Consider the following 25222-nt stretch of genomic DNA (forward strand, 5'->3'; position numbering starts at 1 on the left):
AATTAATACTGAAACATAAAGTAAACGTAAGTCCCTAAAAAGAAACAGAATTAATTATTACAAAAGCTACTTATTTATTTAGGTAGCTTTTTTTATTTTATAAGTTATTTTCAAACTTAGTTAATAGTTGATTAGTTTGTTGATTTAGCTTTTTCTTAAAAAAGGAAGTGCCTCCAAGTAAATACCCTTTTAAACCAAAAGCCTGCTTAGACCAAGTGTGTAAATTAAAAGTATCTAAGTGCTTTATAATTTTACCATCTTTAAACTCAAAATGTGCAACAATTTTATTGTGAACAGGTCTACCAGTTTTACTAAAATTATATTTTGCTTCCCATTTTGCGTTACCCATATTGTTTTTAGAGTTTATATCTGAGTAGTCTACTTTAAACGTTTTACCTTTTTGAGAACTAATTAACATGCGCCACATATTTTTTGCTTGCTCACCTTTTAAAATTCCAAAAGCAGGATCTTCAAAAACTATATCATCGTGATAACAATCTACCATAGTTTCTGCATCTTGATGTTTAAATGCACTGTAAAAATTTTCTATAATTGAATTCATGAATTAAAGTTAATCAATATTTGTATATGAAAACCAAATTTTAAGTAGTTACGTAAATAGAGTAGTAGCATTTATTTGCTTTTAAATTGCTATGAAAAAGAGAAAAGACCATCAGAAATGATGGTCTTTTTATAGTTAAGCTTTTATGTTTTCAAAAAGCAAGTTTATTTCACTTCGCCAAAAATTGGAGTCTTCAAAAATATTCAAATTTATACGCTCCAATTTTTTTTGCAATTCATTGACATGTTTGGTCGTATATTTTAAATCAAAGAATCCATCTTTTCCAAATTGAGAATTAATTAAATCTATAAAATGTTTATATTCTAACAGACATGCAAACAGTTCTAAAACATTGTTGTTAATGGTTTGAATGGGTTCAAATTCCTGCTCATGATCTAATAATATTATTTTATCATTTGAATTAGAATCTATACATATTGGATTTCCATTTTCGTCAGATCCAAAAAACCAATAGTGTTTTGTTTTAGGATTCAGTGTATATCCTGAATAATAAGCGTTTATAGTTTGAAATTTGCAATCATAATTCTCTAGATCAAAACTCAAAAATGGTGCAGCATATTTGGGAAAACCATTAATTAAAACACCTTTAGTATCAGTTGTAAATGGTGTGTTTTGCAATTGTATTGCATTAAACTCTGTCCATTCATCCAATTCACTTTGAATCCATTTTGATTTTAAGTCTTGCATCAATTAATACATGCTCTTAATCTTCTTTAATTTATTTTCCCAAATGGATAAGTTCTTTTTATGCTTATCTACATTTTTAATGACTTCTTTAACTAAAGGGTTGTTATCATCGACATTGGAGAAAAACTGCATATTATTTTCTAATTGAATAATTTCACCTTTAATATCTCCAATCTTTTTTCTGATAAAGTTTTGCTCGTTGTCTAAAGCTCTAGTATCTCCTCCAGGTTGAGCTAAACTTTCAAGCTTATTTTCAAATTTGATCATCTCTAATTTAGCTCTATCCATATCTAGCTTACCAAACAATGCGTCAAGAGCTTTGTTAAATTTACCATCAATATATCGTTTGTTAGAAGGTACATGACCAATAGCTTTCCAGGCTGCAATCTTTTCTTTTATTGTAACGATATCTTTTTTAGAATCACCAGATAGTTCTAAAGCATTCACTTCTTTAAGCAAAGCATTTTTTTGCTCATAAGAGACCATTAGTTCTTTGTTGGCTTCATCTCGTTTAGAATTTAATCTATCAAAATACGCATTACAGGCTCCTTTAAATTGCTTCCAAATTTTGTCACTATCTTTTCTAGGTACGTGTCCAATTTTTTTCCAATCACCTTGTATTTTTTTCATCAAAGGTGTTGTAGCAGCTAAATCTTCATTATCTTTATTATCTAAGGCAATTTGAATTAACGCTTTCTTTTTCTCTAAGTTATCATATTGATCTTTCTTGAGATTTTTATAGAAGCTATTTTTTTGACGATTAAAAGTTCTTACCGCATCTTTAAACTTAGCCCATGTAGCTTCATTTACTTTTTGAGGTACTTTTCCTGCCTTAAAGAATTCTTCTCTTAATAACTCAATAGATTTTATTTTCTTTTGCCATGCATTATGAGCGTTAGAAGGATCGTTAGAAATAGCAGCAATCCTAGAAATAATCTCTTCTTTAACCTCTAAATTCTTCTCACTAGCTTTATCTAAATCTGCATAATAATCTTGACGCTTGTCATGTATAGTTTTAGTGGCTTTACTAAAACGTTCCCAAACTTCATCACGATGTTCTCTAGAAACAGGACCTAATTCCTCTTTCCACATTTTATGTAAAACTTGTAATTCTCTAAACGAACGATTAATATTATTATCTGCAGCTAATTCTTCAGCGCGTTCAATAATTTTAGTTTTTTGCTCTAAATTATGCTTAAAATCTAAGTCTCTTAAATCACGATTTAAATGCAATACATCGTAAAAAACTTCTACATTATGATGGTACGAATTCCATGCATTATTGTATCGGTCTCTTGGTATCGGACCAGCATTTCGCCATTGTTCTTGTAAATCCTTAAAGATTTTATATGTTGTATTGATGTTTTCTTCATCGTTAACCAAACCTTTTATTTTTTCAATAATCTGTAACCTATTTTCTAGATTACCTTTTAAATCATTTTCACGCTTTTTATAATAAGCGCTTAGGTTGTTTCTATACGTTTTAAAAACATTGTTAAATTGTTTTTTAACAGGAGAAGCGTAGTAAAAATCAATTTCATTACCACCTTCACTTAAAAACTCTTCCTTTTTTTCGTCTAGTAAGGCATCAAATTTTGAGTTGAATTCAGATTTAATCTCTTCAACCTGTGATTTAATGTTTTGTACTTTATGGTTTTCTATAAGTTGCTCAAACTCTATCGTTAACTGCTCCATAGACATAGCGTGGTAGTCTTTAGACTCTAATGTATGTCGTTCAATATTCTCTTCATCTTCAGCATCTTCAGCATTAGACTCGTCAATTTCTTCAACGTGAGCATCTGTTTTGGTAGCGTCGTCAACTTTAGTGTCTTCAACTGGTTCTAGAGCTTCTTTTACTTCTTCAGTAGTAGTGTCAACAACATCTTCTATGGTCGTTTTTGTTACTTCGGAAATTGGCTCACTTTCAGGTTGCGAACCTTCTGAAGTTAGAGGTGCTTCGTTAGAATTTATTGCTTTGTTTCCATCTGCTTCTTGCAGGTTATCATTCTCAGACATTTTTCAATGTTTTAATATTAGAAGGCTAATATAGTAACAAGTGTCTGATTTACAAAAAAGAAGTCGCTGTTTAGAATGTTTAAGGGGTTAAATCCCATATTCTCCAAGCTTTTTCAGCTTGATACTCTAACATTTTTTGTCCGTTGCAGATTGCTGCACCTTTAGATTTGCCTATGGTTAAAAATTTTGTCTCACTAGGATTGTAGACTAAATCAAATAGAAAGTGTTTGTCGGTAATGCCTTCATATGGAATTTTCGGACAGTCTTCAACATTAGGATGTGTTCCAATTGGTGTACTATTTATAACAAAGGTGTATTTCTGTAAAATTTCCGAAGTAAGTGTTTCATAAGTAAATTTAACACCAGTTTTTTTTGTTCTAGATACATAATCAAATGTTATATCTAGCTCTTTAAGTGTGTAAGCAATTGCTTTTGACGCACCACCTGTACCAAGAATTAATGCTTTTTTATGGTATGGTTTAAGATAGGGTTTAATTGATTTTTTAAAGCCATAGCAATCTGTATTGTAGCCTTTTAATTTGCCCTTTTTATCAACTGTAATCGTATTTACGGCTCCAATTTTCTTAGCTTTTTTGCTCAAGCTATCCAAGTATGGTATAATGGCTTCTTTGTAAGGTATCGTGACGTTAAACCCAACAATATTATGAGGTTTGGTAAAGAGTTTTTTAAATTCTGAAATGTGCTGCAAATCAAAATTCTCATAAGTAAATGGTAAATTTTGCTTTTCAAACTTAGTTGCAAAATACCCTCTAGAAAATGAGTATGAAATATCTTTGCCAATTAAACCTAATCTATTCATATACTTGTTTTTGTGTGTTGACCATAGCGTTCTAGAGCGAGCACAATGATGATGCCTAAAATGATATATACAATTGCAATGTATGTTTGAGTTTCTAACTGAGGTAGGAAGCGTTCATAATTAGTTATGATTTTTTCGCCTCTAGAATCTAGTAAAAAGGAGCCGTCACCATGGGTTTTAAAAATGGTTTTCTTCCATGGCCAAACTACACCTAAAGAACCCACAATAAACCCAATAATGGATGCAGTAGTAATACTTTTATAATGTTTGAGTACATAATTCAAAATATGTGAAAATGATACTAAGCCAACCACAGAGCCAAGTGTAAATACGCTGAGTACTTTAAGAAGTCTTATTCTTACTTCATTTTGAATAAAGCTGAAATCTCCTGTTATCATATCTGAAATTGTATCATACAAGGCATTCACCGAATCTACAAGCAGTAGAATATAATTACCTAAAAGAATAAGAATAAATGATCCTGAGAATCCAGGTAACGTCATGCCAGAAACGCTAATAATACCACAGAAAAAAACAAAGAACAGATTGTCATTTTCTTTGGCTGGATCTAAGAAACTTATTGCAATTCCAAGGCTAACACCAACTATAAGTGATAGTATACTTTTAAAATTCCAATCTTTAAAGTCTTTATTAATATAGTAAATTGAGCCAATAATCATCCCAAAAAACAAACTCCAAACGTAGAGTTCAAAGTGTTCAATAAAATAGTCTAAAATTTTTGAAATACTAAAGTAGCTAACTATCATTCCTAAGAATAATAGACTTAAAAATTTACCATTTATGTACTTGTAAAAACTTTGAAACCTACCGTTAACTAATAGTTTTAATGCTGTTTTATTAACACGTTGAAGTGAATATATAAACTCTTCATAAAAACCTGCCACAAAAGCAACAACACCACCTGAAACGCCAGGAACTTTATTTGCAGCTCCCATTCCAAGTCCTTTAATGACTAAGAAAATACGATCTTTGAGAGTTCGTGTACTTTGCATTTTATTGTTTTTTGGCGCCTACTTTTTCAAGAAGAAAAATGGTTAAAAACCCAAAAACCATTAATAGAATAGCTTGCCATAATTGTGCGTCTCCAGAGTAAGATCCAGGTAAAATACTTTCTTCTAAAACCGTTTTATAAGTTTCAAAATCATTAGTTTGTTGTTGAAAAATTGATAATGTACCTACGTCAGATATTTTGATGAAGTCTTCAATTGCACCAGTTCTATCGTCTAAAACGGATAGCGTTTTTTTCCATGGCCAAACTTTATTAAGTGATCCAATTATAAATCCTGTTAAAAGCGCTAGAGTAGTGTTGTAGTAATTTTTAAATAACCATTTTAAAACACGACTAAAGGTTAATAATCCTATAACTGCTCCAGTCATAAAAATGGCGATTTTTTTTATATCAAAATCATGGAGTGCATCACTTAAGGTTTTATAAGCTCCAAGTATTACTAAAATAAATGAGCCTGAAATACCAGGTAAAATCATGGCGCAAATAGCTATTGCACCAGCTAAAAATAGAAAATACGGATTATCATTTGCGCCTAACGAAGGTAAGGTTGAGATGTAATAGGCCATAACTGCACCAAAGATGACGGCAATTATGGTAGCTAGATTCCATTTTTCTATTTGCTTACCAACAAACCAAATGCTTGCTATAATTAATCCGAAGAAAAATGACCAAATTAATATAGGATGTTGTTCTAATAGAAATTTTGCAATACGCATAAATACCACAAAACTGACTCCAATACCTGTTAGTAAAGCTAATAAGAAGTTTCCGTTGAGTTGTGTCCAAAACGCTTTAAACCCTTCTTTTCGTAACGTTGTAACTATAGATAAATTTACATTGGCGATTGTAGAAATTAATTCTTCATAAATCCCAGAAATAAGTGCTATTGTTCCTCCAGAGACACCTGGAACTGCGTCTGCTGCTCCCATGGCGATTCCTTTAAGTGAGATAAAAAAGTAATCTTTAAATTGTCTTTGCATAGTTGATTGTAATAACGAACAGTAAAGATAGGAAATACCAATCGTTTTATTGGATTCAAACTACAAAAGAAAAATAGGTGATATGACTACTTTTTAGCCGCTAATAAAATTTCTCTCACTGTTGGTCTTTGTAGTACTTTTGGAAATAATTCTTCGATGATATATTCAAACTCATGATTTAGAAGTACTGCATTTTTAAGGTGATAATGACCTTTGCTGTTTTCATGTAATGTAAAATTTAATCCAGCCAAACGGAATTCTATTTCGGCAGTTTCTGGATGAAATTCGGCAGCTTGAATCAGATTTAAAATAGCAGCTTCAAATTCTCCTAATGTTATTAGAATATCTGCTCTAGATAACCACGTTTGAAGCTCATAGTTACCTAAATCTAAAGTTTTTTTATAACCATGTTCGGCTTCTTCTAAAAAGTTAAGACGAGAATTAATTTGTGCATAGAGTTTCCAATAAACCACATTTTCGCTATCAATATTTATAGCTTTATTAATATAAAATAGAGCTTTTTGATAATTCTTTTGCTTGTTGTAAAATTTAGTAATTGCAATCCAACCCTTATCTAATAAAGGGTCTTCATGTACTGTTTTATAATAATACTGTACGGCTAAATCATACTGTTTTAATTTATCATAACAATGTCCAATTCTAAGCAGTGCAAATGAAGTTGGTTCTTCTAAAGCTAATGTGATTTTATAATTCTCAATAGCTTCTAAAAAGTGCTTTTTCTTTTCTAAAACTTTACCTTTTTCAAGGTATGCGCCTACAAAACTGTCATCTGAAATTATAGCAAATTCAAAAGCAGCAAGTGCTTTGTCTAAGTCGTTAATGGTTACATATTGACGGCCTAATTGGTGCCAAGCTACTTCGCAATAAGGGTTTTGATCTACATAAGAATTTAAAAATGTAATCGCGTCATTGTGTTCCTCAAGAAAATCATAACAGTAGATGATATTATATAGAGCTGAATAATCTTCTAAGTCTATATCTAAACACTTTTTAAAATATAGTTTTGCATTTTCAAATTGATCTAGAAATAAGTATTCCATACCAATTAAGGCATACAAATCACCAATCCCTTCATTATTTGTAGCTAAATCTAAAGCAATCAACAATGTATTTACTGCTTTTTCATGCATATCTTGTTTAGATAACACATTGGCTTTTTGGATGTAAACTTCTTCGTTATTTGGCTCTATAACATGAAGCGCTTCAAGTACTTTATTGGCGTCATCAAACTTATTTTCTAATACTAGAATTTCGGTTTGAAATAGTTTTAAGTTGATTGAAGAAGGGTGTTGATCTAGACCTAATTTAATCGCTTTTTTTGCCAACGCTATTTTCCCTATTTCTAAATAGTGATGTATAATGTTTTCAAATTCATTAGAATCAAAGAACAAAACATTATTCGTTTTGAGCATCGATTCAAATTTTTTAAGCGAGATATTATTGTTGTCTTCGGGTAGACCAAACTCCATAAGCAAATAGCATTGTTTGTTTAAATAAATGTACAGTTATCAAGAATGGATTTTGTTTTTTTTGGTTCAATGTTTTTAACAAAGTAGTTAACACTTGTAGTTAACATTTAGATGGTTTGGTTTAAGTGGTTTAAAAACAATGCATTATCTGATATTGTTTGTTGAGAAAAATATTAAGAAATTGAATCTAAAACCCTTAAAATGATCTTACAACCTTTAATAATTTCGTCATTTGAGATCGTTAAAGGTGGCGTAATTCGGATTGCTTTAGGTTCAAACAGAAGCCAAAATAGAATTAATTGTTCGTCTTTACATTTTAAAATCACGTCATTTGTAATGTTTGCTGATGTTGTAATTGCAGCTAACATTAATCCTCGTCCGCGAATTTCAGTAATCAAAGAATGCTTTAAATAGTGTCTAATTAATTGTTCTTTTTCTAAAGCTAGAGCCATTAAATTACCTTCTGTAATTTCTTGTAATGTAGCTAAGGCTGCCGCAGCAATTACAGGATGTCCACCAAAAGTTGTGATATGGCCAAGTTTAGGGTTGTCCTGCAGTAAATTCATATGAGCTGATGACGCTGTAAAGGCTCCAATTGGCATTCCGCCACCTAATCCTTTTCCAGTAACTAAAATATCTGGTGTACAATTATAATGCTCAAAACCAAATAATTTACCTGTGCGTCCAATTCCTGGTTGAATTTCATCTAAAATTAATAAAGCGCCAACAGCATCACATTGTTGCCTAACTTTTTCTAGGTAACCCGCTTTAGGCTCTATAAAACCTGCACCTCCTTGTATGGTTTCTAAAATAACAGCAGCAGTTTTGGTTGTGATTTTTGATAGATCTTCAAAAGTATTAAAGCTAATGAAGCTCACATCTGGGATTAAAGGTCTAAACGGTTGTTTGCGTTCTTCAAATCCCATAACACTTAGAGCTCCCATAGTGTTGCCATGATAAGCATGATGTGCTGCAATAATCTCACTTCTACCTGTAACACGTCTAGCGAGTTTTATAGCACCATCAACGGCTTCTGCACCAGAATTGGTTAAATATGTCTTTTCTAGAGGTTTAGGGAGATGTAATGCTAGTAGTTTTGTTAATTCTACAGCAGGTTCTTGGATGTATTCCCCATAAACCATTACGTGTAGATATTTGTCTAATTGGTTTTTAATAGCAGCAACGACCTTAGGGTGTTTATGGCCTAAACTACAAGCAGAAACACCAGCTACAAAATCTAAATACGCCTTTTGGGTGGTATCATAAATATATGAACCTTCGGCATGTGAAATAGTCATAGCCAATGGGTGAGGCGTGGTTTGTGCTTGGTATTTATAAAAATCTGATGTCATTTAATTCCCTTTTTTAACTAAAGGTTTTAAAATTTGCTGTGTAGAATCTCTTTTTTTAGTGGGTTTTGGTAATTGACGTCCTGCTTTATTAATCTCGTCTTTATCTTTTTCACCCGCTTTTTCAATACGTTTTAAAAGTGCTTCATCCACAAATTCTTCATCTTCAACATAAGGATCTAAGCCTTTTATTATTGGTAAATTTAATGGAGGATCCTCACTAAATAAATCGTCTACACTTTTTGGTTGTTCGTCACCTCTCCAGTCAAAACCTCTAAATTTTCGTGCATTCTTCGGAAATTGGCTCTCCGGATAAATTTCACCATCTACCTGATTTAAAAGTGTAATCACTTTATATGGTCCATCAAACTGAAGATTAATACTACCAGATTTTGATTTATTAATCCCTATTAAAGTGTCCTTATCATCTCTACTGTAAAAAATAATTTCAGCATTTTTAATAATATCTACATTATAAAGTTCATTGTTTTTAAACAAGCCAATTAGTCGTTGCCCTTTAATTTGATTAAAACCATCACCTAAGGTGTCTTTGCTAATTAAAAATGCATTATTGAAAACTTTAAGGGAGTCTAATTCTTCTTTTTCAACATTAGAAATAAGATGTATCGAATCTCCAGACATTTGATTGCCTAAATTCCAAATGAGAGGTTTTCTGGCAATAGAAAAGGCATCACCTGTATTAAAACGCTTTAAATTGATAAGTTGAGTTAATCCAGACTTATGATCGGCATGAATAGAATCTGCTTTTCCACTCATATCACTTTTATACATTTTTGCATTATAAAACGCTCTAGTGATTCTATGCTCTGGTTTGCCAGTAACCATCAACGTATCTGCATGTATATATAATGAATCGTTTTCTTGAACTGTTATCGCTAAAGCACGTTTGGTAATAAATAAAGAATCTTTAGCTCTAAATACTTCACCATGATGACCTCTTATTATGGTCTTATTTACCGTATCAGTTACTGTAATATTATTATCTGCAGAAGCAAAACTGCGATTACGATCAAAATATAAACTATCACCTTCAATTTGAAGATTATCATAATCTATTTTAGAGTTTTTTATAAAGTATCCAAAATCATTGTTGGTGTCGTAAAAACCACGTTCAGAATATACTTTGCTTACGTCACCTGTTATGGTAGAAGGACCATACATAAAAGCGTGGCCTGTTTCAGAATAAAAATCGAGCTGATTTGTTTCTAGTGTATATTCAGGATTCACTAAAATGACATCTTTTAAAAATCGGTATTTACTCTCATTCATATAATACCTCCCAATTTGACTCGTAATTGTACCAGATGAATCTCTAACAACCTTACCCTTACTGTTATAATAAGCCTGTTGTTTGGTGCGATCAAAGTAGAGTGTATCTGTAGTTAGTGTAGATTGTGGCTCTGTTAAAATCACTTTACCTGCAGCAATTGCTAATTGAGTAATACCACTATATTCAGCATAATCTGAACTCATATTTATCGTATCGCCTTGCTTCATTCTCACATTACTATACGCTTCAATAAAATCTTCATTTTGGTAATACAATGCCTTATCGCACCACATATCTATACCTTCATGAACAATATGAATTTGGCCTTGGTCACTTCGTACAAACGTCGTAATATTTTCTCCTTTTAATGAGTCTCTAACTGTAAAACCCGAATATTCTATATAGATTTTCTTGGGTTGTTGCGCATGAGAAACTGCTGTCATAAAACAACATGTAATGAGTAGTAAATATCTTAATGCTAGAGTCAAGGCTGTTTAATTTATTTCAAAAATAACTATTATCTCTTCGGAAATGTAACTGTTAACAGATTTTTAGTAGAGAAATTGAACTGATGTACTAGAGACATTAGGATTCACGGCGTTTTAAATAACATTTTTATCGTAAAAAAAAGTACTACTGTGATACATATTTTATCATGTAAAATAACGACATAATGTGACAATAGAGTATAAGCCTGTTTAAAGTTTACAGTGTTATTTAGTTTTTATAATCTCAAATTCCATGGTTCCTAATGTGCTTGATGTACGACATTTATAACTACTATTACTCGTGTCATAAATAGTAGTTATAAATTCGGTACCTATAAATTCGGAATCATCTACAGTGGAATTGTCAACTTTAGTACAAATAAGTTTGTACTTACAATCTGTCAACCATTCTATTTTACTATAAATGATAACACCAGAAGCAGAATTTTCTTCTATTTGAAGAGTGTCGTTTCTAATAAAAGTCCATTCGTGATAATCTGTGTTTTTGTATTTAAAACTTCCAGATTTAAAATTTGAACAACGACGCTCAAAAACATTAAAAAAAGATAGAATTATAATACAGTATAAAACAGATTTCATTAATATTTATCTGTGAATAGTCTGTGTACGATCTGGTCCTACAGAAACTATGGTTATTGGGATTTCTAATTCTTTTTCTAGAAATGAGATGTAGTCATTTAATTCCGAAGGAAATTCAGACACGTTTCGCATTTTAGTTAAATCATCTTTCCAACCTTTAAAATCTGTATAAATAGGAGTAACGTTTTCTTCTTCTATATTAAATGGTAAGTGTGTAATAGTTTCACCGTTGTATTTGTAAGCTGTACATACTTTTAAGGTTTTAAATCCAGAAAGTACATCACCTTTCATCATACTTAATTGTGTCACACCATTTACTTGGCATGCGTATTTAAGAGCCACTAGGTCTAACCAACCACAACGTCTTGGTCGTCCTGTAACTGCTCCAAATTCATGACCAACTCTTGCCATATCAGATCCAACTTCATCAAATAATTCTGTAGGAAAAGGGCCAGAACCAACACGAGTCGTGTAAGCTTTAAAAATACCGAATACTTCACCAATTTTGTTTGGCGCAACACCTAAACCTGTACATGCTCCAGAAGCCGTAGTGTTGGATGATGTTACAAATGGATAGGTTCCAAAATCGATATCTAATAATGAGCCTTGAGCACCTTCTGCCAAAATTGGCTTATCTGCTTTTAAGGCTTGGTTTAAGTATTCTTCACTATCAATAAACTGTAATTCTTTTAAACGCTCTACAGCAGTAAAGAATTCTTCTTCCATTTCTTTTAAATCGTATTGAATATCTACATTGTAAAATCCAATCATGGCTTCATGCTTGTTTGCTAAAGCTCTATATTTTTCTTTCCAATTGTCTTGTTCTAAATCACCAATTCTAATACCGTTACGACCAGTTTTATCCATATAAGTTGGACCAATACCTTTAAGGGTTGAGCCAATTTTAGCTTTTCCTTTAGAGGTTTCTGAGGCCGCATCTAATAAGCGATGTGTAGGTAAAATGACATGTGCTTTTCTAGAAATAATTAAATTGGACTTGTAATCTAATTTAAATTGATCTAAACCATCAAGTTCTTGCACAAAAACAACAGGATCAATAACGACACCATTACCAATAACGTTCATAGATTCTGTATGAAAAATCCCAGAAGGTATCGTTCTCAATACATGTTTGATACCGTCAAATTCTAGGGTGTGACCTGCATTTGGTCCGCCTTGAAAACGAGCAATAATATTGTATTTGGAGGTGAGTACATCAACAATTTTTCCTTTGCCTTCGTCGCCCCATTGTAATCCTAGTAGTAGATCTACTGCCATTGTGTAATTAATTAGTTGGTTTATTTTTTGTTCCGTAGAAATATAAAGAGTGGTTAGAGATCGATATATCAAAAACCTCTTCAATTGTTTTTTTGATAGATTGAATACGAGGGTCACAAAATTCTATAACTTCTCCTGTATCAGTCATAATCACATGATCATGTTGTTTGTCAAAATACGATTTCTCGTAGTGCGCTTGGTTTTGACCAAATTGATGTTTTCTAACTAGTGCACATTCCATTAAAATTTCAATGGTATTGTATAGCGTAGCTCGACTAACACGATAGTTTTTATTTTTCATTTTGATATACAAAGATTCTATATCAAAATGTTCTTCATTTTCATAGATTTCTTGAAGTATCGCGTAGCGTTCAGGTGTTTTTCTATGCCCTTTTTCTTCTAGAAACTTTGTAAAAACGTTTTTTACAATCTCTTGGTTAGTCTGTTCTGTTTTTTTGCTCATTTTTAACTCGTGTGGAGTTTTCATTTCTTCAAGCTCCAAATTTACACATTTTTAAACCAAAAATATTATAAATTTTAGCTAAAAAATGGAAGCGTTAATTTTAGGTTTTAAACTCTTGTTACTTTATCGATTCCATTAATTTTTTTAAGATTATCAATGAGCTTTTTTAACATGGTTATGTTAGGTACGACGACATTTATTTTTCCTGTAAAAATGCCATCATCAGACTCAAAGCTAATGCTCTTCATATTAACATGCATGTTAGAAGAAATCACTTGAGTAATATTATTAACTAGACCAAGGTTATCGATTCCTGATAATTTTATTTGTGTCGCAAATACTTGTTGTGAGGAGTCTATCCATTTTGCAGTCATGACTCGGTATGCATAATTAGATTGCATACTTAAGGCATTTGGGCAATTTTTTTTATGAACTTTAATACCGTCATTAATTGTTAAGAATCCAAAAACGGGATCACCAGGAATAGGGTTACAGCAAGTAGATAGTTTATAGTCTAATTTTTCTTCTTCTTTTCCAAAAACGAGTTGGTCATATTTAGAGGTGATTTCATCTTTGTCAATATCTGGAGCAACAGAAGGTTTTCGAATTTTATTTTTAATATAACTCATAAACATATTGCTTCTTGATGAAGCATAGTCTTTGAGCATTGAGTTGTCAATAGTGCCTATCCCAACACGGTAAAATAAATCTAAACTTGTTTTTAATTTAAAATGGGTAACCATTTCATTGATAGACTTTTCATCTAATGCAATTTTGAGTTGCTTTAATTTTCGTCTTAAAATTTCTTTTCCTTGTTCGGCAAGGTCTTTTTTATCTGCTTTTAGTGCCGATTTTATTTTGCTTAAGGCTCTAGCTGTGGTTGCATAATCTAACCAATTTCGGTTAGGTTTTATCGTTTCCGAAGTTAAAATCTCAACGTGATCACCACTGTTGAGTTCATGACTTAGTGGTACCAGTCTGCCATTTACTTTGGCACCTTTGGTTTTCATTCCTACTTCAGTATGTACACTAAATGCAAAATCTAGAGGTGTGGCACCTTTTGGTAAAGACTTTAAGTCTCCTTTGGGAGAGAACACAAAGATTTCTTTTGAGTAGAGGTTGAGTTTAAACTGTTCTACAAAATCTACGGCATTGGTTTCATTACTTTCTAAGGCTTCTTGTAGTTTTCCAATCCAAGTGTCTAGAGCATCTTCAGCATTTCCTTCTTTATATTTGTAGTGCGCAGCGTACCCTTTTTCTGCAATTTCATTCATGCGTTCACTACGTACTTGTACTTCAACCCATCTATTTTTTGGACCCATAACCGTAATATGAAGTGCTTCGTAACCTGTAGATTTAGGTGAAGAGATCCAATCACGAAGTCGTGTTGGATTGGGTGTAAAATGATCGGTGACGATAGAATAAATTTTCCAGGCTAAGAATTTTTCATTCTTAAAATCTGATTTATAAATAATTCTTACCGCAAATTTGTCATAAACTTCATCAAAATCTACACCTTGTTTTAAGATCTTTTTTCTAATGGAATAAATAGATTTTGGACGTCCTTTAATTTCATAGTTTAAGCCTTCTTTATCTAAGGAGTCTTCAATGACTTTTGAAAATGTTTTTATGTATTCATCCTGTTCTTGTTTACTCTCTTGCATTTTCTCTAAGATGTCGTCGTAAACTTCAGGCTCAGTATATTTCATACCAAGATCTTCGAGCTCTGTCTTGATGTTGTATAAACCTATTCTGTGAGCTAAAGGTGCGTATATGTATAGGGTTTCTGAAGCTATTTTCTCTTGCTTGTCTGGTCGCATAGAGTCCATAGTTTGCATATTATGGAGACGGTCGGCAATTTTAATAATAATCACACGCACATCATCATTGAGTGTGAGTAGCATTTTTCTAAAATTCTCAGCCTGAGTAGAAACATCTGTCTCTTTACTAAGGGATGAGATTTTTGTTAATCCATCAACAATACGAGCAATAGTTTCACCAAAAAGTCGAGCAATATCATCTTTTGTGTAATCTGGACTATCTTCAACAACATCATGAAGTAGAGCAGAGGCAATACTTGTTGCATCTAAGCCTATCTCACTTGCCACAATTCTTGCTACTGCAATTGGGTGAAAAATATAAGCTTCTCCAGATTTTCGACGTTGATCTTTATGCGCATCTAAAGCCACCTCAAACGCTTGGCGAATGAGTAGCTTGTCTTCTTTAGTAAGCGTTTGATAACTTACTTTTAAAAGATTTTTATAGGCTTTTGCAATCTCTGCATTTTCTTTTTCTATGGCTTCCTCTGTCATAGAACTAAAGTAAGCACAATAATTTTATTGTGCAATGTGTTTTTAGGGTTTTGTATAAGAAGTTCATCAAAAGTATAAAACTTAAAAATTATATACTGGTTGTAAATTACAATTAATTTACAGTTTCAAATAGATCGTCTGTTAGCGTTATATTGATTACATTTTCATCATAGATATTTGACGCTTCAATTATGTGTACGTATATTTCATCTTCACCGTTTTCTAAAGGTCTATAAAATTTGAGTTGATGATTATAATACGGACTAATAAATAAAGATCTTGTTTCTGAGAAATTTGATCCCAATAAGGGGTTAATAGTATTGTTTAAAGTGTACAAGCTATTCATATAAATTGTTGCATCTATCAAATTTTCACCAGTGATATTTATGGTGTATGGGTATAATTTTAAAAAGTCTAAATTAATTGTATTGAAGTGACCAATACTATCTATTTCTCTTATACCATATTGATTATCCCAAATAGAATCAGTTCGTTCTGCTTCAAGATAGTATCTAATTCCTTCTCCAGAAGTTGTAAATGTCATTGAATAATATCCGTCAATATCTGTTAGTGTAGAATCTATATATCTAAAAGGTGCATTTTGTAAATTTTCACTTAATCTTAATTTTTGACCCTGTAATGGTGTATTACTAGTTTCATCAATTAATTTACCACTAACCGTTGTCTCAAGACCAGCAGGAAATGGGTCTTCACATCTCGACATCATTAGCAAAGGAAAACAAAATAGTAGAAAAGTTGTTTTAAGTCGCATAAGTTGTTGTTTATTAGATAGATGTGGGATTCACAAAAAGGTTGCGTAAAAAATTACGTTATTTTAATATTTCAACACGTTTTTTTAATTAAGAATCCTGTAAATTCCTTACTCTTTCTAGCAACGTAGGATGTGAATAATGCATAAAAACATAAGCAGGATGAGGCGTTAAATTGCTCAAGCTATTTTTTGATAATTTTTTAAGTGATGATATTAAAGGTTCTCCTTTATAAGTTGTTTTTGCATAGTCATCTGCTTGATATTCAAATTTACGCGAGAGTTGATTCATTATTAAACCTGTTACTTCGGAAATCGGCGAATAGAGCAACCCAAAAGCAATCATACCAACATGGAAACTTGGGATTTTAACGCCTAACGCATTTGATAACAACGGATTTGAAATAAATACAGACAATACAAACAACGTTAATCCAGTTAAAGCAATAGATGCTACCAAATTAAAAATAATGTGTTTCTTTTTATAATGCCCAACCTCATGTGCAAGTACTGCCACAATTTCTTCGTCGTCTAATTCTTTGACCAAGGTATCAAATAGTGTCACACGTTTTTCACTCCCAAAACCAGAAAAATAGGCATTAGCTTTTGTACTGCGTTTAGAACCATCTATGATAAAAATCTTATCGAGATTAAAACCTACAGATGTTGCATATGCCGAAATTTTATTACGCAAAGTCCCATCTTCTAAAGGGGTTTGTTTATTAAATAAAGGCACAATTAATTTGGAGTAAAACATATTCATAAATATGGTGAAAATGGTCACAATTCCCCAAGCGTACAACCAAAATAACTCTTGTGTTTGCTCGTAAAACCAAATGATGAGCGCAAGAATTCCGCCACCAATAATTGCCATCATTACAAGGCCTTTTAATTTATCAAGTATAAAGGTTTTTTTTGTGGTTTTATTAAAACCGAAGCGTTCTTCTATCACAAAGGTTTTATAATAGCTAAATGGTGTAGAAACGATATCACTACCAAGCATAATTATTCCGAAGAAAATTAAAGCAATCACAATAGAGTTGTCGCTAAATTGTCTTGCGATGTTGTCTACATATTCAAATCCATCAAAAAGCAGAAACCCTAAAGTAAGCACTATTGAAAACAGCGCGCTCCAAATGCCAAATTTGTAATTGGTTTTTTTATAGGTTTGGGATTTTTTGTATTCGGTATCGTCATAAACATCCTGTAATTCTGTAGGAATTGGATTGTCGTAATTTTTTGCATTGAGGTAATCTAAAACCTTGTCAATGATAAAATTGATAACGATTATAAAAATGATAATGTAGTATAGTGTAGTTGCTGTCATATTTAATTAAAATTTCGTTGACGTTTAACCTCAAAAATCAAAATTCCGGCAGCAACAGATACATTCATACTGTCAATCTCTCCTTGCATAGGGATTTTAATATTTTGAGTTGATGCTTCTCGCCATGCATCACTTAAGCCTGTAGCTTCGGTGCCAACAACTATAGCTGTAGATGTGGTGTAATCCTGCTCATGATAATTTATAGCTTCTTGCAAAATAGCACTGTAAATATTGATCTCGTTTTTATTTAAAAAGGCAATAATCTCATTTGTACTACCAATTGCAATTTGATTTGTAAACACACAGCCAACACTAGATCTTACAATATTTGGATTGTACAAATCACCTTTGGGATTGGCAATGATAACAGCATCTATATTTGCAGCATCTGCTGTACGGAGTATTGCGCCAATATTACCAGGTTTTTCTGGCGCTTCTGCAACTAAAATTAAAGGGTTTTTCTTCAGAAATTTTAGATCTTCCAATCTATGCTGTTTCATTTCAACAATTGCAATAATGCCTTCCGTAGAGCTACGATGAGCCAATTTTTCAAACACATCTCTAGAGATTTGGATGCGTTCTATTTCCGAAGAAATAAGTAAATTTAAATCATCATTTGAAATCAACTCTGGGTAAAATAACACTGTTTTAATACTATAATGAGCTTTGATGGCAAGCATGAGCTCACGTTGACCTTCAATTATAAAAAGACCCGTTTTTTTTCGCTCACGAGATTTTTCTTTTAAAACAACAATTTGCTTTATAAGTTGGTTTTGTGTACTCGTGATTGCTTTGTGATTCATGCTGTTAAAATTGGGTATTGATGAAAGTTAGCAAATTTACATTTTATCAGTTATATAGTGCATTAATCTACTAAGAGAATTAGATAAATACAATTATAGGGTAGGAAAACTTATACTTATGTTGTTATAATAGTGATACATATCTTATGTTAATTGATATTGATTTGTAACTTGTAACAACCAAACAAACTCTTATTTATGAAAGCAAAATTACTCATTCCGCTAATTGCCCTTTTTTTTACAACGTTTATAAAAGCTCAAGACCTTACCATGCAAAATGGTTCTTGGACTGAGTGTGATTTTCTACTCACAGATTCTGGAGGAGCTGATTCAACCTATAATAGTAATGAAGATTTTACGCTAACGTTATGTTCACCAAATGAAGGTGGCTATATGTCTATAAACTTTTTAGAGTTTTCTACTCAAATAAATCAAGATGTTTTATCAATTTATGATGGGACTTCTGTTAATAGTCCTTTAATTGGAAGTTATTCTGGTGTCGATTCTCCTGGTTTTATAGAAGCAAATAGCACATCGGGTTGTTTAACGCTACATTTTGTTAGTAATGATGCTGGTAATACTACAGGTTGGATAGCAGAAGTTTTATGTAACGAAGGTCCTTTTGTGATTAATCAACCAACGGATTATTTTGCTTGTGATGATGGTAATGGTGAGTTTGCTCAGTTTGATTTATCACAAAAAAATCAAGAAATTTTAGCTGGATTAAGTCCAAATAGTTATGCTGTTTCATATTATGCTACATTACAAGATGCAGATGCTCAATTAAACCCATTACCTAATATTTACACTAATGTTACCAATCCGCAAACAATCTACGTTAATGTTATGCAGTTATCTACAGGTAATTTAGAGCAAACTTCATTTGACCTTGTCGTTAATTCTACTCCAATACCCAACTTATTAGATGTGTATGAAATTTGTAACGGTACCTCAATTATAGTAGATTCTGGATTAAATGATCCTAATTTTAGCTATTCATGGTACTATGATGGAATTTTACTATCAGGTGAATATAACTCGACATTAGAAGTAACTCAAACGGGTTATTATCAATTTTATGTGTCCTCTGCAAATTTCTGTGACTCTTTTACAGATTTTGAAGTGGTTATAAACGATTTTAACTTTGTTTCAAACCCAACACCACTTGTAGTTTGTGATGACGATGATGATGGTTTAGCACTATTTGATTTAGAAAGTAAATCATTAGAAATATTAAATGGTGCTGATAACTCAACAGTAGTTGTAACGTATTATGAAACAGAACCTGATGCCTATAATGATGTTAATCCTATAGCTTCTCCTTATTTTAATATCATACCCTTAAGTCAAACAGTTTATTTTAGAGTCTCTACAATATATGGTGATTGTTCATATGTAGGGTTATTGGAGTTAATTGTGGATGTAAATTGTGTTGCTTCATCATCTGCAATTATTAATGTATGTGCTGATTCTCCTAACGATATTATTGATGTCGATTTAACAACGCAAGAAGTTAATATGCTAAATGGTCAAACTGTTACAGACTATACGTTTACATATTACTTAGCTCTAACTAATGCCGAAACACAAACTGACGCCATTACTAATCCTGAGAATTTTAGTATGAGTGCAAACACAACAACAATATATGTTAGAATAGAAGAAATTTCTACAGGTAATTTTTCAATTGAAAGCTTATATGTCAACTTTAATTCAAGTTTAGAAGTTTTGTTTTATAACGAACCAAACACTATTTGTTCTGGGCAAGAAGTGATTTTATCGCCTTTTGTAAATGGTGCTTCTGGTGGAAACTTAACTTATGTATGGAGTAATGGTTTAACAGATCAAGAAATTATTGTTTTTGAAGCTGGCTTATACTCTGTGACTGTTACAGATGAAATTACTGGGTGTTCTGCTTATGGAGAAACTTATGTTGAGTTAGGAGAAACACCTATTACAACGCAACCAGATGATATCATAGCATGTGGATCTGCTGGTGTATTCGACTTAACAACAATATACGCACAATTATTTAATGGTGACGATCCAACTAACTTTAATATAAGCTTTCATCTTACTAATAATGATGCCTTTAATCAAGCTAATGCAATCACTATACCCGAAGAATATACTGCGATTACAAACCCTCAGGCTATTTTTGTAAATGTTCAAAATATTAGTAATACTTGTTTTTCTGTTGAGACGTTTAACATTATGTCTGAAGATTGTCCAATTGAAATAAATTGTGAAGATGCACCAGTAAACACAACCTATTGTTATGAAATTAACTCAGCAGATCAATACACATATACGAGTGTAGATGGTTCTCCAGTGCAAGTCATTTTTAATTCTGGAGAAGTAGAAGATGGATGGGACGAGTTAACAGTTGTAGATTCAGATGGTACTGTAATATACAGTGGCTATGGAAACAATGGAGATCTTACAGGTTTAACATTTATGTCTACAGGTGACACGCTTACAGTTTATGTTGACTCTGATGAAGTTTTTGCATGTGCCGATCAAAATTATGAACCGTTAGATTATGATGTAAGTTGTTTTGATACAACAGCTGTACCATTGTGTACATCAACATTAACAACTCCTGTAAATGGTGATGATAATGTTAATGAGAATGTTGAACTAACATGGACTATGGCCTCTGGCTTAGTTACAGGTTATAAATTATCTATAGGTACCACATCGGGCGGAATAGACGTTTTTGATAATGAAGATGTAGGAAGCGTTTTAACTTATGATATTGGTACGTTAGATTATGATACAACCTATTATGTAACTGTCATTGCTTACAATACTAATGGAGATGCTACAGGTTGTACTGAAGAAAGTTTTACAACAAGACCAAACCCTAATCAAACCATTATTTGTGATGATGGTGGCTTTAATACAACGTATTGCTATGGCAATAATGACACCTCAGAGTTTAGTTTTCAAAGTGATAGTGGAGAACCACTTACCATTTTCTTTAATTCAGGTGGAGCCGAAGTTAACTTTGACGAAATCTCTATTATAGATTCAAATGGTACTGTATTAAATTCAAACTTGCCTTATGGAAATGATGGTGATTTTACAGGGATGAGTTTTACTTCTTCAGGCGGAACAATTTCAGTAGTCTTTGATACTGATGCTTCTGTAAGTTGTGCTACAGGTAGTGCTTGTTGTTCAGAGCAGTTTGATTTTGACGTGTATTGTTCTAGTGCAGTAGGTATAATAGAAGTTAATGCATTTATAGATGAAAATACAAACTCAATGTTTGATGTGGCCGAACCTAATTTCTCTAATGGTTATTTTACGTATGAAGTGAATAACGACGGAAATATGAACATCGTAAACTCATCAACTGGTTCATTTCAAATTGTAACAATTAATGAGACAGATGTGTATGATTTTACATTTAATTTATACCAAGAATCTGAAGGATGTTACGATATCACAACAAGTATATATGATTCAATTTCAGTTGCTAATGGAGCAACAGAAACTGTAGATTTCCCAGTAATAGAAGAACAAAGTTGTGAAGATCTAGCAGTGTATTTAATTAATTACTGGACACCACCAAGACCTGGTTTTACTCATGAAAACAATCTTGTATTAGAAAACCATGGATTTACAACCATAGCCTCTGGCACAGTAGAGTTTATTGTAGACCCACTTCTTGTGTATAACGGAGTAACAAGTGTAAATCCTAATTATACCATTAATAACACTGCAACAGGGTTTACAGTAGATTTTGTCAACCTACAACCTGGAGCAGTTGAGTATATTGACATTTCAATAACTTGTCCTGCTACTTTAGATTTAGGAGACATTGTGACCAATACAGCAAATTATGTTACAAATAGTAATGACCTTGTTGCTACTAATAATTTCTCAACATTATCCGAAATGGTAGTTGGATCTTGGGATCCAAACGATATGAGAGAATCTCATGGACCACGCGTAAATTATGATAGTTTTGTAGCGTCAGATGAGTGGTTGTATTACACCATTCGTTTCCAAAACTTAGGAACAGCAGCTGCCGAATTTGTGAGAATCGACAATGCATTAGATAGTCAATTAGATGAGACCACATTCCAAATGTTGCGATCTAGTCATGATTACGTAGTCACAAGAACAGAAACCGATTTAGAGTGGTTTTTTGAAGATATCAACTTAGCTGCAGAGCAAGATGATGTTGATGCTAGTCAAGGATTTGTACACTTCAGGATTAAACCAAAATCTGGATATGATATTGGAGACATTATCCCAAATACGGCATCTATTTTCTTTGATTATAATGCACCTATAGTAACCAATACTTTTAACACAGAATTTGTAGAAGATGCACTTTCGGTTACCGATTCAAATTTTATAGCTTTTAATATGTTTCCAAATCCGGCTAAAAATGTGGTAAATATTCGTTTAAATGCTTCTAACTTCGGAAATGTAACCGTTAACATTATCGATCTCCAAGGCAAACAAGTATTAGAACAGCACATTTCCGAAGGAAATAATCTAGAATTAGATATTGCCGATTTACAAAGTGGTTTCTATTTTATTGAATTACACGCAAATAACAAAAGTTTAGTTAAAAAACTGATTATAGAATAATTGAATTTAATTCGTTTAAAAAGCCTTAGATATTTCTAAGGCTTTTTTTGTAAGCTTTTCAGAGTAACTTCGTCAAATGCATTTATTATAATAAATTAACCAAAACAAAAATATCTAATGAAATTATCATCGTTATTACTAATTGTATTATTTGTTTTTACATCTTGTAAAGACAACAAAGAGGCCAATGCTGTTGAGTCTATTGATTATTCCGAAGAAAACTTAGACGTTACAACGAGTGTCTATCCAGAACATATTTCTAAAGTGTTTAAAACACATGGAGGTATTGACACATGGAAATCAATGAAAACTCTAAAGTTTACGATTGATAAAGAATCTGGTACAGAAATTACGACAACAGATCTAAATAATAGATTTTCTCTTATAGAAACACCAGCATATAACATTGGTTATGATGGTAAAGACGCGTGGTTACTAAAAAAACAAGATGATGTAGGCAACGTTAAACCTAAATTTTATTATAATTTAATGTTCTATTTCTATGCAATGCCTTTTGTATTAGCAGATGATGGAATTAATTACGAGGATGTTGAACCTTTAAGTTTTGAAGGACAATCTTATCCAGGAATTAAAATTTCTTACGAAAGTGGAGTAGGAGAATCACCAGACGATGAATACATTATCTATTACGATTCTAAAACAGGAGAAATGGCATGGCTTGCATATACGGTAACCTATTTTTCTAAAGAGAAAAGTAAAAAATGGTCGTTTATACAATATAGCGATTGGCAAAAGGTTAATGGAATAAAACTTCCAAAGCGATTAACGTGGTTTAATGTTGAAGATGGTGTGCCAACAACAGAACGGAAAGCCACAGATTTTACCGATATTGTATTAACCACAGATTTAAAAGAAGCCTCAGTATTTGCTAAGCCAGATAACGCAGAATACGTGACTGAATAAATAAGTAAATGATATAAAAAAACCTGTTAGTTTAAACGGCTAACAGGTTTTTTTATGGGTTTATACTTCGTATTAGTTTTGTGTTTTGTATTTGTTAGAATAGCGTTGCCATAATTCAGTTTGATGTGTATCTAGGCTTAATAATCTACCATCAATAAAAGCATGAGTTACACGATTTGTTCTCATATCTAAGGCATCACCTTCACTTATAAATAATGTTGCACTTTTACCAACTTCTAGTGTACCATACATTTTGTCAATTCCTAAAATTTTAGCAGGATTTAATGTAATTAATTGTAAAGCTTGTTCTTTTGTTAAGCCATGGGCAACTGTTGTTCCTGCATAAAAAGGAAGGTTACGAGAATTCATGCGTTCCATTTGTCCGCTTGTTTCTAAAGCCACAGTCACTCCCTTATCTGTAAGGAGTTTTGCTAATTTAAATGGCATATCATAATCATCATCTGTTTGATCTGGTCTTGTATGCACACGTTGTAATAACACGGCTATATTATTTTGCTTCAATACACTTGCAACTTTATGAGCTTCGTAACCACCAACAATTACAGTTTTAGAAACTTTATTAGCTTTAGCAAAGTTAACTGCATCTGTGATACCCTTTTCGTCATCTACATGAATGTATAAGGTTTTGGTATTATCAAATAGTCCATTGGTCGCTTCATATGGTAAATGAGTTGAGGTTTTATCTCCAGCCATATAGGTTTTTGTAGCTTGAAAGAAGTCTGTGATTTCGGTAACTTGCTTGTCGTAGTTTTTATTAAGTTTCATGGCAGGATCTTCTCCTAACCACCAACGTCCTCTAGAAAAACTATTTGGCCAATTCATATGGATGCCATCATCTTCTTTTATAACAGCATCTTCCCAGTTCCAAGCATCAAATTGTACAACAGAAGATGTGCCAGAGATTCGTCCACCTCGAGGTGTTATTTGTCCTAGTAACACACCATTTGGCCTCATAGATTCTACAATTTTAGACTCAGAGTTGTAAGCAATTAAACTCCTAATGTGTGGATTCCATGAGCCTAATTCATTATCGTCATTGGTTGCTCTTACTGCACTAATTTCTACTAAACCTAATGTGGAATTTGGTACAATAAACCCTGGATACACATGTTTGCCACTAGCATCAATAATGTCTATACCAGACATATCCATTTTTATACGCGTCATATCTGCCACAGACGTTAGTTTGCCATCTTCAAAAATAATGATACTATTTTCAACGATTTCTCCGTTTCCAATATGAGCGGTTGCTCCTGTAATAGCTATAGTTTTACTTTGTTTAGGAGCAGGTGTTTGCTGGGCAAAGCTTATTGAAAAGCTCATCACTGCAAACAACATTAATTTTATATTTTTATATTTCATTTTAACTGGTTTATCAATTAT

General features: G+C 32.3%; 19 protein-coding genes. 2 read left to right on the top strand and 17 right to left on the bottom strand.

The genetic code is table 11. The features are described from left to right. Window positions 1-97 precede the first annotated feature (97 nt). From TD29_RS03800 to TD29_RS03875, 16 genes are all read right to left on the bottom strand, one after another. On the bottom strand, window positions 98-562 hold the full coding sequence (locus TD29_RS03800) for a nuclear transport factor 2 family protein (protein WP_040279025.1): 465 nt from the start codon (window positions 560-562) through the stop codon (window positions 98-100). 135 nt (window positions 563-697) lie between these two features. Beyond that, entirely contained in the window at window positions 698-1270 is a 573-nt protein-coding gene (locus TD29_RS03805; protein ID WP_040279026.1) for a hypothetical protein, read from the bottom strand. 3 nt (window positions 1271-1273) lie between these two features. Next, window positions 1274-3286, bottom strand: a complete 2013-nt coding sequence (locus TD29_RS03810; RefSeq protein WP_040279027.1) for a DUF349 domain-containing protein — start codon at window positions 3284-3286, stop codon at window positions 1274-1276. Between the two features lie 79 nt (window positions 3287-3365). Continuing rightward, entirely contained in the window at window positions 3366-4106 is a 741-nt protein-coding gene (locus tag TD29_RS03815; RefSeq protein ID WP_040279028.1) for a shikimate dehydrogenase family protein, read from the bottom strand. Continuing rightward, window positions 4103-5119 (bottom strand): DUF368 domain-containing protein, encoded by a 1017-nt coding sequence (locus tag TD29_RS03820; RefSeq protein ID WP_040279030.1) that lies wholly within the window; start codon window positions 5117-5119, stop codon window positions 4103-4105. Before TD29_RS03820 ends, TD29_RS03815 begins: the two co-directional genes overlap by 4 nt. A 1-nt stretch (window position 5120) precedes the next feature. Next, window positions 5121-6116 carry a DUF368 domain-containing protein gene (locus tag TD29_RS03825; protein ID WP_040279031.1) on the bottom strand — a complete coding sequence of 332 codons (996 nt, stop codon included), beginning with the start codon at window positions 6114-6116 and terminating at the stop codon, window positions 5121-5123. A gap of 86 nt (window positions 6117-6202) precedes the next feature. Further along, entirely contained in the window at window positions 6203-7606 is a 1404-nt protein-coding gene (locus TD29_RS03830) for a tetratricopeptide repeat protein (RefSeq protein WP_040279032.1), read from the bottom strand. A 173-nt stretch (window positions 7607-7779) separates the two neighbouring features. After that, complete coding sequence (locus tag TD29_RS03835) at window positions 7780-8958, bottom strand: aspartate aminotransferase family protein (protein WP_040279033.1); 1179 nt, start codon at window positions 8956-8958, stop codon at window positions 7780-7782. Further along, window positions 8959-10689 carry an OstA-like protein gene (locus TD29_RS03840; RefSeq protein ID WP_052466967.1) on the bottom strand — a complete coding sequence of 577 codons (1731 nt, stop codon included), beginning with the start codon at window positions 10687-10689 and terminating at the stop codon, window positions 8959-8961. A gap of 270 nt (window positions 10690-10959) precedes the next feature. Further along, window positions 10960-11334: a hypothetical protein gene (locus tag TD29_RS03845; protein ID WP_040279035.1), complete on the bottom strand. Its 375-nt coding sequence runs from the start codon at window positions 11332-11334 to the stop codon at window positions 10960-10962. A 6-nt stretch (window positions 11335-11340) separates the two neighbouring features. Beyond that, the gene (locus TD29_RS03850) at window positions 11341-12612 is read right to left on the bottom strand and encodes an adenylosuccinate synthase (RefSeq protein WP_040279036.1); all 1272 of its coding nucleotides are present in this window, start codon (window positions 12610-12612) and stop codon (window positions 11341-11343) included. A gap of 7 nt (window positions 12613-12619) precedes the next feature. Next, window positions 12620-13075: a Fur family transcriptional regulator gene (locus TD29_RS03855; RefSeq protein ID WP_040279151.1), complete on the bottom strand. Its 456-nt coding sequence runs from the start codon at window positions 13073-13075 to the stop codon at window positions 12620-12622. A 107-nt stretch (window positions 13076-13182) separates the two neighbouring features. Next, window positions 13183-15387, bottom strand: coding sequence for a RelA/SpoT family protein (locus tag TD29_RS03860; RefSeq protein WP_040279038.1), 2205 nt, complete (start codon window positions 15385-15387; stop codon window positions 13183-13185). Between the two features lie 112 nt (window positions 15388-15499). Beyond that, window positions 15500-16159: a hypothetical protein gene (locus TD29_RS03865; RefSeq protein ID WP_152611458.1), complete on the bottom strand. Its 660-nt coding sequence runs from the start codon at window positions 16157-16159 to the stop codon at window positions 15500-15502. 88 nt (window positions 16160-16247) lie between these two features. Then, window positions 16248-17483 carry a M48 family metallopeptidase gene (locus TD29_RS03870; RefSeq protein WP_040279040.1) on the bottom strand — a complete coding sequence of 412 codons (1236 nt, stop codon included), beginning with the start codon at window positions 17481-17483 and terminating at the stop codon, window positions 16248-16250. Between the two features lie 2 nt (window positions 17484-17485). Next, window positions 17486-18286 (bottom strand): TrmH family RNA methyltransferase, encoded by an 801-nt coding sequence (locus TD29_RS03875; RefSeq protein WP_040279042.1) that lies wholly within the window; start codon window positions 18284-18286, stop codon window positions 17486-17488. Between the two features lie 198 nt (window positions 18287-18484). Between TD29_RS03875 and TD29_RS03880 the strand changes: the two genes are divergently transcribed. Together TD29_RS03880 and TD29_RS03885 are read left to right on the top strand one after the other, a co-directional pair. Further along, the gene (locus TD29_RS03880) at window positions 18485-22894 is read left to right on the top strand and encodes a DUF7619 domain-containing protein (protein WP_040279043.1); all 4410 of its coding nucleotides are present in this window, start codon (window positions 18485-18487) and stop codon (window positions 22892-22894) included. Window positions 22895-23011: 117 nt separating this feature from the next. Then, window positions 23012-23818, top strand: coding sequence for a DUF6503 family protein (locus TD29_RS03885; RefSeq protein ID WP_040279044.1), 807 nt, complete (start codon window positions 23012-23014; stop codon window positions 23816-23818). A gap of 72 nt (window positions 23819-23890) precedes the next feature. Here TD29_RS03885 and TD29_RS03890 read toward each other — a convergent pair whose 3' ends face one another. Beyond that, window positions 23891-25201, bottom strand: coding sequence for an amidohydrolase family protein (locus TD29_RS03890; RefSeq protein ID WP_040279046.1), 1311 nt, complete (start codon window positions 25199-25201; stop codon window positions 23891-23893). Window positions 25202-25222 lie beyond the last annotated feature (21 nt).

Origin of the sequence: Psychroserpens damuponensis, assembly GCF_000826655.1 — a bacterium.
Classification (GTDB): Bacteria; Bacteroidota; Bacteroidia; order Flavobacteriales; family Flavobacteriaceae; genus Psychroserpens; species Psychroserpens damuponensis.